Source organism: Pseudomonas sp. E1BtOHC1, from assembly GCF_058744285.1.
Window position 1 is genome coordinate 4,244,841 of the sequence record NZ_CP196023.1, and the last position, 15,174, is coordinate 4,260,014.

Consider the following 15,174-nt stretch of genomic DNA (forward strand, 5'->3'; position numbering starts at 1 on the left):
GCATTGACGGGCACGCGCTGATACTCAGGTTGAACAGCCGTGAGCAGCGCTATATCAGTAGCCTCGCCACCCTCACCAGTCTGGGGCCAGGCTCTCTGCATGCGCCGTATGAGCATGCAGGGGATTTACGGGACAGCCTTAAGTTTTAGTTAAAACGCTTCAATCAAACTGCTGATTATCATTCGTAATTGGCTGACTCAGACTGCGTTCGTGCCTCCATGCTCCCTGGAGCAAGAAACGAGCGGTCTATGCCAGTCAATACTGCAACAACCCGCAGCCCGTCCTCAGCGGATGCTCCGCTATGACAGCGCTGTCTGCCCCATCAGCCGCGGCCGATACGGCCGTTCACTCAGCCTTGGCCTGCTGCCATCTGCTGCTGCAACTGACCCAGGAACGCGTGCCGCAAGCCGTGGACCCGCAAGCCCTGCACCCGTATCCCTCACGGGACCTGCGCCAGGCCGTCAGGGACTATGCACGCAACGCCGGCGTCGATCTGCGCCTTGAACGTCTGGCGCTGACCCGGCTGACCCCGAAGATGCTGCCCCTTGTCTGGCGCAACCACAGCGGCGACTTCATTTTGCTGGCGCGGCTCTCGGACACACAGGCCCTGGTGCAGCGACCTGCAGTGCCAACCCCGGACATGCTCGATCGCCCGCAGTTGGCCGAGCAGTGGAGCGGGGAGGTGATTCGCCTGCGCCAGAGCGGTCTGCGCTTCGATCTGTCGTGGTTCATTCCGGAGCTGCTGCGCCATCGGCGGATACTGGGCGAAGTGCTGCTGTGCTCGCTGTTGCTGCAGGTGCTGGCCCTGGCGACGCCGTTGTTCTTCCAGGCGGTGATGGACAAGGTCATGGTGCACCGGGCGCTGTCGACCCTCGACGTGCTGGTGATGACCCTGGTGCTGGTGGGCCTGTTCGAGGTGCTGCTCAAGGGCTTGCGTGAATACCTGGCAGCGCACACTGCCAATCGCATCGACATTGGCCTTGGGGTCAAGCTGTTGCGCCATCTGCTGGGCCTGCCGCTGCTGTACTTCAAGCAACGCCAGGTGGGGGCGATCATCACCCGAGTCCAGGAGCTGGACAGCATCCGCGATTTTCTCACCGGCTCGCTGCTGACCCTGTGTGTCGACGTGGCCTTCACCCTGGTGTTTTTTGCGGTCATGGCCTGGATTTCCTGGCCGTTGACCCTGCTGGTGCTGTTGACCCTGCCACTGTATGCGCTGCTGGCCTGGTTCAGCACCGGCCCGCTGGAGAAACGCATCGAGCGCCAGTTCTACAGTGCGGCGCGCAACACCGCCTTTCTCAATGAAAGCGTCAGTAGCAGCGAAACCATCAAGAGTCTGGCGGTGGAGCCGCGCATGCAGCGTCGCTGGGAGTCGCAGACGGCGCAGATGGTCGAGGCCGGGTTTGCCAGCCAGACCCTGGGCAGCGCCATCAGCCAGGCCGTGATGCTGTTGCAGAAAGTCACGGCGGTGGCGGTGATCTGCTGGGGCGCAAGCCGTGTCATCGACTTGCAGATGAGCATCGGCCAATTGATTGCCTTCAACATGATGCTGTCCCACGTCAGCCAGCCTGTGGCCAAGCTGATCGAGGTCTGGCAGCAGTTCGTCCGGGTGCGGGTGTCGGTGGACAAACTGGGCGACATGCTCAACCTGCCGGTGGAGCAGGCCGAGGGGGATCTGCGCCCGGCACAGGCCTTGCGCGGCGAAGTGCGCATCGAACAGTTGGTGTTCCGCTACCGTCCGGAACTTGCGTGGGTGCTGCGCGGCCTGGACTTGCAGATCGCCGCGGGGCAGACCCTGGGCATCGTCGGGCCGTCCGGGTCCGGCAAGAGCACACTGACCCGCTTGCTGCAGAAACTCTACACCCCCGATGGCGGGCGCATCCTGATCGACGGCTTGCCCCTGGATCAGTTGCAGCCGGCCTGGTTGCGCAGCCAGATTGGCGTGGTGCTCCAGGAAAACTACCTGTTCAACCGCAGCGTGCGCCACAACATCGCCCTGCGGCATCCCACGGCCTCCCTGGAAAGCGTGATCGCTGCAGCACGGCTGGCCGGTGCCCATGATTTCATCCTGCGCCTGCCCCTGGGCTACGACACGGTGCTGGCCGAAGCCGGCAGCTCGTTGTCCGGCGGCCAGCGGCAACGCATCGCCATTGCCCGGGCACTGATGGGCGACCCGCGCATCCTGATTTTCGACGAAGCCACCAGCGCCCTGGATGACGAATCCCAGGCGCTGATCCAGGACAACATGGCGAGCATCGCCCAGGGACGCACGGTGATCATCATTGCCCATCGCCTGTCTGCGGTACGGCATTGCCAACGCATTATCGCCCTGGAACAGGGGCGCATCAGCGAATCCGGCAGCCATCAGCAACTCTTGGCCAACGGCGGTTGCTACTCACGGCTGTGGGCGCTGCAGCAGGCGCTGTGCAAGGAGGCGTCATGATGTTCGACGCTCTGTTGTCTCGCTGGCGCCGCGCCTGGCAGCGCCTGGGTGACGCACGGACGCGGCTCAAGCGCAGCCGCGACGAGTACGAGTTTCAGCCCGGCTACCTGGAAATTGTCGAGCGGCCACCCGCGCCCTGGGCCCGGGGCACGGCATTGCTGCTGATCCTGGCGATCCTGCTGGCCCTGGGCTGGGCGATCCTCGGCTTTCTCGACATTCATGCCAGTGCCGCCGGGCGCCTCATGGTCTCCAGCTACACCAAGGTGATCCAGGCGCACGAGGCGGGTGAAGTTCAGGCCATCCATGTGCGTGACGGGCAGCGGGTCAAGGCCGGCGAGGTGCTGGTGGCGCTGAACCCGATCGGTATCGACGCCGAACTCAGTGAGTTGCGCACGCAACTGGACTTCAAGCGCCTGGAACTGGCCCGGGCTCGCGCACTGCTGACCCCGGAGCCCTTGCACAGCTACCAGACGCCTGCTGGCCTGGATGCACAGCAGGCCGCGGCGGCCCGGGAGCAACTGCTCAGTACCTGGAAGGAAATCAGCGCCAACCTGGACAGCCTCAACGCCGAAATCGCCATCAACCAGGCCAATCAGCGGGCTCGGGGCAGCGAGATCAGCGCCTTGGGCAAGCTGGCCAGCAATGTGCGCAAACGGCTCCATGCACGCCGGGCGATGGCCGCCGAACAACTGATGCCCCTGGTGGAATTGCTTGAGCAGGAAAAGGAGCAACTGGACGTCGAGCGTTCGCTGGCCCAGCAACAGGCCGAGCTGCAGGTGCTCAAGGCCCAGGCGCAGAACCGTCGGGAGCAGCGCGACAGCTTCCTGGCCCGAACCCAGCGCGAACAGCATGAATTGCTCAACCGCAGCCAGCAGGAGATCGCCGTGCTCGAGCAGCAACTGATCCGTGGCCGCGACCGGCAGCGCCTGCAAACCCTGCTGGCGCCGGTGGACGGCGTGGTCCAGCAACTGGCGGTGCATACCCTGGGCGGCGCCGTGCAAGCGGCGCAGCAGTTGCTGGTGATCGTGCCCGAGGGGGCCGAGCTGGACGCCGAGGTCATGGTGCTGAACAAGGACGTCGGTTTCGTCAAGGCCGGCCAGCCCGTGGAGATCAAGGTGGATGCGTTTCCCTATACCCGCTACGGCACCTTGCGCGGCACCGTGGCCCATGTCTCCGGTGACGCCATCAAGGACGAACAGCTGGGGCTGGTGTTCCCTACGCGGATTCGCCTGGAGCGTGCGGCCATCGCCGCGGGGCAGGGCTGGATGCCCTTGCAGGCCGGCATGAGCGTGACCGGCGAGATTCGCACCGGTGAGCGACGGGTGATCAATTACCTGCTGAGCCCGATTCGCGAGTATCAGTCCGAAGCGTTGCGGGAGCGTTGAACATGACCCACGCCTTCGATCTGGCTTCTGAACCATCATCGACGATGCTCGACACTGGCCTGCACGCCCTGGCCTGGGCTGCCCGGCGCTTCGACCTGAGCATCAGCGTGGCGCAGCTGACTCACCGCCTGGGACGGGTTGAAGGCCCGGCCGACAGCCTTGACCTGCGGCGCTGCGCCGGCTGGATCGGCCTGCGCGCACGGGCAGTACAGAGCCGGGTGCAGCGCCTGCATCACCTGCCGCTACCAGCGCTGCTGGATACCACTCGGGGCTGGGCGGTGCTGGACGCGGTGGAGGGCGATCGGGTCCGGGTGTTCTGGCCGTTGCAGGGGCAATGCCAGACTCTCTCGCGCCAGGAGCTGGCGACGCTCTGGCAAGGCCATGATCAGGGACAGGGAGAGGTGTTGCTGCTGGCCGAGCGGCATGTGCAACTGAAGACGAGTGGTTTCGGCGTCTCCTGGTTCCTGCCGTCGATCCTCAAGCATGGGCGGCAGTTTCGCAGCGTGCTGCTAGTGTCGCTGATGCTGCAAGGAGTAGCACTGGTCACGCCGCTGCTGTTCGAGAACATCATCGACCGGGTCCTGGTCAGTCGCGGCCTGTCGAGCCTGCAAGTGCTGGGTATCGCCATGCTGGCCCTGGCGTTGTTCGAGCCCTTGTTCGGCCTCTTGCGATCCTGGCTGTTCAGCAATGTGGCGAGCAAGATCAACGCCGAGCTGTCCGCGCGCCTGTACCAGCACCTGATCCAGCTGCCGCTGGGGTATTTCCAGCGGCGCCAGAGCGGCGAGATCATCGCCCGGGTCGGTGAGATGCAACAGATCCGCCAGTTTCTCACCGGCTCGGCCTTGACCCTGGTGCTGGATCTGGCGTTCTGCGGGCTGTTCATCGCCGTGATGTACAGCTACGCACCGCTGCTGACCTGGGTGGTGGTGGGCTCCCTGGCCCTGTATTTCCTCTTCTGGCTGTGCGTGGGCCCCTTGCTGCGCAGCCGGGCCTTGCGCGAATACGAGTTGAATGCGGCCAACACGGCGTTTCTCACCGAGACCGTGACCGGCATCGAGACCATCAAGACCGGGGCCATCGAAAGCGCCTTTCAGCAGCAGTGGCAGCGCCAGCTGGCAGCCTATGTACGTGCGGCGTTCCACACCCGCGTCGTCGGGATCTGGGCCGGGCAGGGCATCGGCCTGATCCAGAAGCTGACCGCGGCGCTGTTGCTGTGGTGGGGCGTGATGCTGGTGCTGGATGGCCAGTTGAGCCCCGGCCAACTGGTGGCCTTCAACATGCTGGCCGGGCATGTGGTGGAGCCGATCCTGCGCCTGGCCCAGGTCTGGCAGGACTTTCAGCACACGCTGATTTCCCTGCGCCGCCTGGGGGACATTCTCGACAGCGACTGTGAAAGCGGCAGCGGCGGTCTGGCTTCGGTGCCGGCGTTGCAGGGCGGGGTGAGCTTCCAGGGGGTGCGTTTTCGCTACGAGGAAGACGGCCAGGAAGTGCTGCGCCAGCTGGATCTGGAGATCCAGCCGGGCGAGTTCGTCGGCATTACCGGGCCCTCCGGTTCCGGCAAATCGACCCTGACCCGCCTGCTGCAGCGCCTCTATGTGCCTCAGCACGGCCGAGTGCTGGTGGATGGCATCGACCTGGCCATCGCCGACCCGGTGGCCCTGCGCCGCAACATGAGCGTGGTGCTCCAGGAAAGCGTGCTGTTCGCCGGCAGCGTTGCCGAGAACATTCGCCTGTGCCGGCCTCAGGCCAGCGACGCCGAGGTGCGGCACGCCGCCAGTCTGGCCGGGGCGGCGCCTTTTATCGAGGCCCTGGCCCAGGGCTACGAGACCGAGGTGGGCGAGCGTGGCGGCCAGCTCTCCGGCGGCCAGCGTCAACGCATTGCCTTGGCCCGGGCCCTGCTGACCAACCCCGGCATCCTGTTGCTGGACGAAGCCACCAGTGCCCTGGACTACGAGTCGGAAGCGGCGGTGATGGCCAACCTGCAGGGCATCGTCCGCGGCCGCACGGTGATCAGCGTTGCCCATCGCCTCAATACCCTGCGCCATGCGGACCGGATTCTGGTCATCGATCAGGGTCGGGTGCTCGAACAAGGCACACACCAACAGCTGCTCGCCCTGGACGGGTTGTATGCCCGGCAGTGGGCGCTGCAGATGAAGGATTGACCCCACCGACGGCAGGAGGACTCGCCCACCCGTCATGTCTCCCCACCCCGCAGTTCCATACCCATAGGCAGCCTTTCGCGACGCGCAGGGCTTTGCTCAAAACAGACAAAGGATCATTGCAATGGCTTTTATGTCCAAGGACTTCACGCGCCTGCTCAATTCCCTGATCGACCAACAGATCAAGACGGCAGGGCGGCAAACCGAATGGTTCAACATGAGCGCCGACGAGCGTGCCGCGTACATCGGCCAGGTCGGCGACCGCTTGCTGGAAATGCAGCAGAGCACCCTGAGCGTGCTGGCCGCCCAGCACTACCAGATGCAGGACAACCCGGTCTCGGTGGGCGACCAGTTGCAGGTGCTGCAACAACGCCGCAAAGAAATGAACACCATCGCCGACACCCCGGCCACCCGTGCCTACAAGCAGCAACTGGACCGTGACATTGTGCTGTACAGCCGCCAGCACACGGCGATCACCCACTATGACAGCACCTGGAACAAGGCCCTGCGGCTGCTCAGTCCCGGCGGCGCCAAGGCCGAGGTCCTGCAAGCCGATGCGCCGGCCAAGCAGAAAGAGCTCAAGGGCCGGATCAATCGCCTGGAGAAGCTCCTGAGCGTGCAGGTGGCCGACTCCACCTTCAGTCAGTCCTACGTGACCCTGTTCTCCGAGCTGCAGGCCTACAAGGAAGTGAGTACTCGCTACAACGCCTGGCTCAAGGCCGCCCCGCAGCAGCAGGCCGCGAGCCTGGACGCACTGGCCAAGGCGCCCCGGGCCTCCGACGAGCTGCCGGTGAACCTGTCACTGCTGATGATGGAGGAGCGCCCGGGCTACATCCGCATGAACGTGGCGCTGGTCAATGCCAGCACCGATGGCCGCTTCAAGGACTTCTACCTGGAACACGGCCTGCTGGTGGTGCCCACCGACGGCGTGCTGAATTTTTCCTTTGGCACCGCAGCCCGTTCCCTGGCCTGGCAGCAACAGTACCGGCTCAAGAGCGAGCCGCCGTCCATGCGTTCGCCGACCTATGCACCGATTCGCTCGGTGCTGGTCAAGACCGGGTTCGTCGAGCAGTACTTCGCCAACCACCTGGTGTCGGAAAGCTCCCTGCGCGAAGGCTTCAAGGCCCAGGTGCTGAGCAACGGCCGCAAGCTGCTGTTGACCAGCGTCGATCGCAAAGTGCCCAACCAGATCGGCATCCAGGTATCGGGCCAGTCGCCCGGCACCAGCGTGAGTCGCGAAGTGCCCTTGGCCGGCGCCTTGAGCGAGCTGATCAATCAGAACGCGGACATCACCAGCTTCCAGACCCTGGGTGTCGAAGACTATCGACAGAACAGCTACCACCCGGACCGCGACGGCCTGTTCGTCAATATTCACGAGCTGGAGCGCTCGGTCGGCTTTGCCGAGCATCAGTACCTGCTGGAAATGCCCCAGGGCGACGCTTACCGTTCGGCGACACCTTTTGCCCTGATGACCGTCGAGGGCGACAAGGTCAGCAGCAGCCACCTGAGCAAGGCCCAGACCGAGATTCTGTATCAATACAACGCGGCGTTTTTTGAGCGTCTGGAACAACTGCGCGGCGAGGGCTTCAAGGCCAGCCGGCTGTTTGCAGGCAGCAGCGAGCGCGCCACCTTCGTGCAGCAGCTGACGCGCCTGCTCGAACGCAACCACATCACCCCGGCCGGGGTGCTGCTGGCGCAACACAGCCGCCCGAGCCTGCGGGATATCAAGGGCAACAACCTGAACAAGGTGCTGTGGGAACAGGCCTTCGCCGCGTCGGTCTGGCAGAGTCACGACAACGATGAGCTGCTGTTCGGCCTGGGGCAGAATCTGGTGAAGAACCAGGCACTGGACAAGGTCCTGCAAGGCGGTTATCTGCAGAGCGACATTGCCCAGGCCAAACTGCTGCTGGCACCGCTGTACGAACAGTGGCGTGCCCAGGCGATCGAGGTGGAAACACAGCGCGTGGCCAGCGCCAACGCCGGGCAGCATCCAGGCAACCCGAAGGTGCATGTCTTTGATCAGGTGGCAGTGGAGCGCGGCCTGGACAGCAAACTGCTGAACCTGTTGTTGAGCGGCCCCCAGGGCCTGGCGCCGGCCGACGGTGCCTTGCGGCCGACGGTCGAGGCGCTGTTGTCCGGCGACCAGGGCCGCAGCCTGCGCAAACAGGCGTTGTTCCATGCCCTGCGCCCCGTGGCCGACAGCTTTTCCAAGGCCGCGGTGCCGGTCAATGCCCATGTCGCGCTTGCGCCAAAAACCGGCGCCGACAAGGTCATGATCAACAACCGGCTGAATCAGCCCGACCCCTACCTGATCCTCAATACCCACCCGGAGCAGGCCCAGACCGCTGCCGCGTTGCTGATCCAGGACGACAAGTACCGCAGCTACAGCCAGTTCCGTCCCGATCCGAACAATGAAGCCACGCGCTACATGAACGACCTGGACACCCCGTTCGTGGGGGGCATCTCCGGGACCACCCAGACCGTCAGCAATGCCTTGCCGGAGTTGTTCGGCAGTGCGCCGAGCGTCAAGCAGTACTGGCAGTTCCAGATGGCCAACGCGGCCTTCATGATCCGCAACGGCTATCACTCGTTCTTCGAAACCCTGTATGTCGCCGCCCGCTATGAACCACTAGGGCCGGACAGCATCGGCAAGGACCTGCTGCAGACCTTCGACCGCTACCGTGCCCAAGGGCATCGAGAGGCCTTGCACGGAGAGCTGTACGACGCCGTGATGGCCCGAGTGTTGCCTATCGTCAATCAAGGCTTGGCGCCGAGCGAGGAGTTCCATCCACCGCGCTTCACCGACCTGGGTCCGCTGCCCGCGCTGTTGGGGCAGGCCGCCAGGGACCAGCAACTCAAGAGCGGACTGGCAGGGCACGGGGCCGGCTTCGAACCGCGCCAGGGCAGCGCCGACATTCATCAGTTTGCCGCCGACCCGGTGCAGTTCGCCCAGACTCACACCCTCAGCGCCGAGGCCCTGGTCAAGGCCGGGCGCTTGCCGGCCCAGGGCAACGTGCAGTTGGTGGAAGTCGCGCCCAAGCTGTATGAGCTCGAATACACCGAGCACAACGCCAACTCCGTGAGTGCCGCGAGCCCGGACAGCGTGCCGGCGTATTTCCTCGGCTACAACGGGCCGAACCAGGCCAACGCCGCACCGGCCTATGTGGACATTCCCAAGCAGGGGCGTGCGGGCAGCTTCCTCTTTACCGGCACCTTGTCGGGCTGCTCGCTGGTGGTGACCAGCCTGGACGCCAATACCTATCGGGTCTATCACGACGGTCGGGTCAACAGTTCGCTGCTGTACGACAACGTGGTGATGGCGGTCGACTACAAGGACTACCAAGTGGCCGGCACCGCCGAGGGCCTGGCTGCGGCGTACATGCAGGTCGTCGACGGCCAATGGCAGTTGGTGTTCCAGCGCCAGGAGTACCAGCGCGAGGGGCAGATGGTCTGGCCGAAGTTGCGCGACGGTGCCCAGCCTCTTTCCATCCAGACCGCCGACAGCCAGGTGCAGGAACGCAACCGGAGCCAGTTCGCCGACTACCGCGAACTGGTGCACCAGAACCTGAAGAAGGTGGCGACCCAGTTCGGCGTGTCCACTGAAGGGGTGGCCGATGGCGTCTACAGCGGCGGCGACTTTTCTCCCGAGCATCCGGCCATTGCCGCTTGGAACCGGCTGCGCGAAGCGGTCCAGGCCAAGGTCAGCGCCGACATCGAGCAGCTCAGCGACCAGCGCTATCAACTCCAGGAGCAGCGGCGCGGTACCAGCGACAAGAGCCTGATCGACCAGCAGATCAAGCAGCTCAACCTCACGCAGGACTTCTACCGGGCGCAGTACGAACCGGTGTTGCGTGAGGCCGCTTCGGTGGAAAAGACCTGGCTCTGGCAGCAGATCCAGGCCAAGCAGGGCAGCGCTGCGGTGGTGCGCACCGACGACACGGCGATCCAGGGCGGCGGCGATGAGCGCAGCACCAGCGTGGGCGAGCGCTACGCCATTGCCGAGGCCTATCAGCGCGGGGCCCGGGGCACGGCATTCAGTGACGGCGTGCGCGATTTTCGCGAGATCAAGATTCCTGGGCTGGACGACAAGAAGTCGGCTCTGGAGATGAAGCGACTGTTTCTCGACGGCCAGCTCACACCTGGACAGCGTGGCGCCCTGAGTGCCCGCATCAGCGAAACCAGCCAGGCCGAATACATCGACAAGGTGCTGCGCCAGACCGCGACCTTCAGTGAAGACTTCCGGGGCGCCGGCAGTGTCTTCGGCCAGTTGGCGCCCCAGGATTTCTACCTGTCGCTGGTGGGTGACCGCTCCGGAGGCCGCTGCTACCCGCTGGTCAGGGCCATGGCCGTCGCCCTGGCCAGGGGCGGCGAGGCGGGGGTCAACAGCCTGGTGCAGAAGCTGTTCCTGGCCTCGGCCGATCCCCAGGCGGGCAGCTCGACCTTGCTCAAGAACAGCCTGATCCGGCTGCATTCCAATGTCGACGCGGTCCAGGCGTCCAAGGAGCTGGGGCAGTTCCAGTTGTCCGACGTGGTGGCACGGCTGGCCAACAGCAGCAGCGACTCGATGTTTGCCCTCAACACCCAGAACCACTCGATGATGGTGGGCAGTACCCAGGGCCCCGAAGGCCGTCGTTTCTACTTCTACGACCCGAACGTGGGGATCTTCGCTTTCGACTCCAGCAAGGGCTTGGCCAAGGCCATGGAGCAGCATCTGGTGCGCCGAAAACTGGCGGCGCACTACGGCTCGTTCGGCAGCCAGTCGCAGCCGGCCTTCAACCTGATCGAGATCGACACCCACAAGATGGCCGAGGTGCCGGTGGGCAGCGGGCTGAACGTTGCCGATCTGTCGCGTCCCGAGGAGTTGGCCGGCGTCATCGGCCAACGCCGCCAGGTGGAGCAGGCGGTGGGTGCCCAGCAGCGCGTCAGCCAGGACCTGCGCCTGGGCGCGGCGCTGACCACTTTCGACGCCGAGCAATGGGGGGCTCGCTTCGACGCCGCCAGCACCCGGCTGGCCCGGGAACACCAGCTGAGCAGCCAGTGGATACCGATCATCGCCAACACCGAGCCACAGCCGGAGGGCGGCTATCGAGTGCAGTTCATCAACCGTGACCAGCCCGATCAGACCCGCTGGCTGAGCACCGACGATGGCACCTTTGTCGAATTCCGTCGTTTCGTCGATGAGCACATGAGCGTGCTCAACGAGCACTTCACCCTGGAGCACGGGCAGATCCGGCCACGCGGCGGGGTCGGCGAAGTGGCGCATGTGGACGGCCTGAACGCGGGCTTTGCGGTCCAGACACTGATCCAGTGGTTTGCCGACAAGAACCGCAAGGATGCGGCCCAAGGCGTGGTTTCACCGGACCTGGCCACCGCCCTGAAGATCCATAGCTACCTGGGTCTGGCGCAGATCGGTCATGGCACCTTGCAAGATGTGGCCAAGGTCACCCAACTGGTGCAAACCGCGTTGCGCGGCGAAGCCCTGGCCGCCGAATCCTCGCTCAAGGATTTTGCCTCGACCCTGGGACACACGGTCAACGAGGGTGCAGGCGTGCTGTTTGGCGGGGCCATGGTTGGCCTGGATGCCTACGAACTGGCCCATGCCGAGAACGATGTGCAGAAAGCCGTATTCGGCACCCAGCTGGCGTTTGATTCGGCGAGCTTCGTCAGTGGCGCGGCGGGTATCGGTGCCGGGCTGATCGGTGCCTCGACCACCGCGGCGGTGCTGGGCGGCGCGGGGGTGATCCTCGGTGGCCTGGCGGTAGGGTTCACGGCACTGGCCCAAGCCTTTGGCGCGGTGGCCGAAGACGCCAAGGCGGTGGGGCGTTACTTCGACACCCTGGACAAGGCCTACCAGGGCAACGGCTACCGTTATGACGAGAAACAGCAGGTGCTGGTGCCGCTGCCCGGGGCGGTGGTCAAGCGCCTCGATCTGCGGGCCAACGAGGTCGGTTTCGACAGCCAGTACATTTACCGCACCCACCACGGCTCCACCGGTTCCGGGGCGATCAACTACTTCTTCTGGGTCGGGGACTTTCCGCGGATGATCCACGACCGCGCCCAGGCGATCGAGGTGCGCAGCGGCATTGGCCACGGCGCCAAGCCGCCGAAACTCGAACACGGCGACAGCAGGACGGTGATCCTGCCGGGCACGCCCAAGTCCTACATCAGCTACGAGTACATGATCCTGCCGGGGGCCACCACCCGGCATGACACGGGTTTCGATGTGATTCGCAAGCTCGAGCAGGACCGGCGCTTCGACTACGACTTCTACATCTTCCCGAGCGAGGAGACGATCCGGCGCATTCACCAGGAGTACGTCGAGACGCCGGTAGAAGTGCTGCTCGATGGGCACAGCCGGCAATTGGTGATACCGCAGCTGCCCAAAGAGCTGTACGGCTACCTGCGCTACGACATCCAGGGCGCAGGCGGGGAATACCTGATCGGCCTCAACGAAGGCACCGAGGTCAGGCTCAGCAACGAGGCCGGCACTCAGCCGTCACGCTGGATCATCGACAGCAGCCAGCTTGAAAGCGACAGCATCACCGTGGCGAAGGACCACTTGCTGGTGGGTGGGGTCAAGGTCAAGCTCGATCCGGCCCAGAGCGGCCAGGTGCTGCTGGTCAACGCCAAGGGCGAAGTGCGGGCAGCCGATTTTGCCGGCCAGACCACCTATGTGGTGAAAGAAGACGCCAGCCAATGGCAAGTGCCCGGGCAGCGCATCGAACAGCACCTCAAGGAGCTGGCCCAGGCCCATCAGTTGCACGGCCAATACGTGCTGGTGGAGAACTACAAGCACGGTGAGCGCAATGTCGGCCGGGCGTACTACGACGTCGCCAAGGACCGCATGCTGTTCACCGACACCGATGTGCAACAGGCGCACAACGCCCAGTTGGGGGCGGTCATCGGCGAGCATGCCTACTTCGTCGATGCCGAGAACGCCGCCGCCTGGCGGGTCGATATTGCCAGCGGCAAGGTCGATGCGCAGTTCGCCCCTTCGTTCAACCAGAGCGCCGGCCAGATCAGCCGGTTCTGGCAAGAGGGCGATGCGCTGTATCTGGCCCGTCGCTATCAGCTCAAGGAGCGGGAAGCCGAACTGAGCTTCCGTATCCTCGGTGACCGGATGGAGCTGGTGGGGGTGGTCGGCGATGAGTCGCTGCTGCAGCTGTCGGCGCGCACCGGCCAGCATGGCGACGGCCTCAAGACCCTGCTCAAGGGCTACGAGACGCAGGCCACCGAGCGCGACACCCCGCTGTACAGCCTGGGTGCCCCCATGCTGGAACCGACCGCGGCAGAACTGATCACGGTGTTTGGTCTGGATAACGCCAAGGTCGCGCACCGCTACTGGGTGCGCAGCAGCGACGGCATCGTGATCAAGCCGAACCTGGCGCCACCGGCCGGGCAGGCGCCACGTGCCGATGCCCCGGGGCAAGCGCAAAGCGCCTGGCAGATTCCGGCGGATCTGGTGTTGGCGGGCAGCCTGGCGCAGCCCGGTGGCCAGGAAGTGTTTTATTTCTACAGCAAGGCGCAGCAGGTGCTGTTCCGCCAGGAAGGGCCGGGGCAGAAGGTGCTGGATGCCGGCCAGCCGAGCGCTTTGCGCCTGACCACGCCGCCCCTGGCCAATGTGCTCAACCTCAACGGCCATCTGCTGGCCGTGACCGAGGACGGGCGCATGGCCCGGATCGAGGCGAGCGGACGACTGAGCTATGAGGCGGTCAACGAGCATTGGCTCAAGAGCCACAATAACTGGTGGACGAACCTCGCCGAGGTCGCCGGCAGCAACGCCACCCTGGCGGTATTCGGGGTCAAGACCGCCGACGGCAAGCGTGCGCTGCCGGTGTGGTACCACAACGGTCAGGTGGTGGTGGCCTCGTCCGCGCTGCAAGGCAAGCCGCTGCAGTTTCTCGGCTTCGACAGTGCCAGCGCCAGTGCCCGGCTGTTCGAGCCCGAGAGCGGCAAGCTCTATCTGCAGCCGCCGCTGACATCGCAAGCACTGGCCACCGCGTTTGGCAACGACGAGGTGCTCGAGGCCTCGGCGCAATTGCCGGCCGCCATTGACTGGATGCCCAAGCAGCCACTGCGTTCGGCCGTCCAGGTCGATGCCGGGTTGCGCCTGACCACGGTGCAGGGCGAAGTGCTGCTGCGCAGCAACAACGGCGATGTGCAACTGGTGGCCGTGGACAAGGGCTGGCAGCAGGCGCGGCTGGGTAATCTGCCTCAAGCACTGGCAACGGTGACCGGCCAGTGGGGCGCCAAAGGCGTGTTGACCTTGCAGGACGGCGACACCCGCGGCTGGTTCGATATCGCCAGTGGGCAGATGTTTGCCAGCAACGGCATCCCGGGCGGCAGCGACCTGCGCTTTATTGGAGTCGCTGCCGGCGCGCCGCACTCGGCCTATGTCTACAACCCGACGGAGCAGGCGCTGTATCAGGTCAAGGACGGCAAGGCACTGCAGCTGGGCCATTACGCAAATATCGAGCGCATCGGCTCCTCGCTGCTGATTCAGGGAGCCAGCGGCAATGCTCGTCAGGATGACCTGACGCCGCCGTTGATTGCCGGGGTCGACAGTGTGGTGCTGCACGGGGGCGCCGGGGATGACACCTATCGTTTCAGTCCGGCGATGTGGGCGCATTACCGCTCGGTGGTCATCGACAACGATGATCCGGGCCTGGCCCTGGATCGGGTGATCCTGCCGGTGGCCGATGGCAAGAACATCCTCGTCAGCCGTCGGGGCGAGGACGTGCAACTGACCGACACGGGCAATGGCACGGCCCTGGTGCTGCGCCAGGTGCTGGGCAGCCAGGCGGCCGCCCACGGGCATTTGCTGATCGAGCTCAAGGGCGACTCGTCGATGATCAGCGTCGAGCAACTGCTCAAGGGCTTTGGCCCGAGCGGATCGACCAGGGACAGCGTGTTCGAACTGGCCTGGAGCCAGCGCGAGACGCTGCCGGCGGCGAACGCACTGAGCTCGGCGGCGGATGGGCTGGACTCGGCGGCGGATGGCCGGGGCCCCAGCCTGGCAAAACTCAGCGGGGCCATGGCGGCCTTCGCTGACACTGGCGGCGCTCGCGAACAGCTGCCGAAAAACCATCAGGCCGCGCAGGCGGTGCTGGTGCCTTCACTGACCTGACCTCGCAGGAGAAACACAGGAGGGGCGCAAAGCCTCTCCTGTCTGCGGCCCATTTTTTTC

4 protein-coding genes are annotated in these 15,174 nt (G+C 64.9%); all 4 read left to right on the forward strand.

Features of this window, described 5'->3' with window-relative positions; genetic code table 11:
* Positions 1-301 precede the first annotated feature (301 nt).
* Positions 302-2,443, forward strand: coding sequence for a type I secretion system permease/ATPase (locus tag ACSSVC_RS19170; RefSeq protein WP_492611186.1), 2,142 nt, complete (start codon positions 302-304; stop codon positions 2,441-2,443).
* Positions 2,440-3,828 (forward strand): HlyD family type I secretion periplasmic adaptor subunit, encoded by a 1,389-nt coding sequence (locus ACSSVC_RS19175; protein WP_346632984.1) that lies wholly within the window; start codon positions 2,440-2,442, stop codon positions 3,826-3,828. Before ACSSVC_RS19170 ends, ACSSVC_RS19175 begins: the two co-directional genes overlap by 4 nt.
* A 2-nt stretch (positions 3,829-3,830) precedes the next feature.
* Complete coding sequence (locus tag ACSSVC_RS19180) at positions 3,831-5,990, forward strand: type I secretion system permease/ATPase (RefSeq protein ID WP_492611187.1); 2,160 nt, start codon at positions 3,831-3,833, stop codon at positions 5,988-5,990.
* A 121-nt stretch (positions 5,991-6,111) separates the two neighbouring features.
* Entirely contained in the window at positions 6,112-15,114 is a 9,003-nt protein-coding gene (locus tag ACSSVC_RS19185; RefSeq protein ID WP_492611188.1) for a TcdA/TcdB pore-forming domain-containing protein, read from the forward strand.
* The last annotated feature ends 60 nt before the right edge of the window (positions 15,115-15,174 follow it).

What these genes read in the sequence shown, in the direction of transcription:
- ACSSVC_RS19170 (WP_492611186.1), top strand. Translation starts at nt 302, where the DNA reads ATGACAGCGCTGTCTGCCCCATCAGCCGCGGCCGATACGGCCGTTCAC.
- ACSSVC_RS19185 (WP_492611188.1), top strand. Translation starts at nt 6,112, where the DNA reads ATGGCTTTTATGTCCAAGGACTTCACGCGCCTGCTCAATTCCCTGATC.
- ACSSVC_RS19180 (WP_492611187.1), top strand. Translation starts at nt 3,831, where the DNA reads ATGACCCACGCCTTCGATCTGGCTTCTGAACCATCATCGACGATGCTC.
- ACSSVC_RS19175 (WP_346632984.1), top strand. Translation starts at nt 2,440, where the DNA reads ATGATGTTCGACGCTCTGTTGTCTCGCTGGCGCCGCGCCTGGCAGCGC.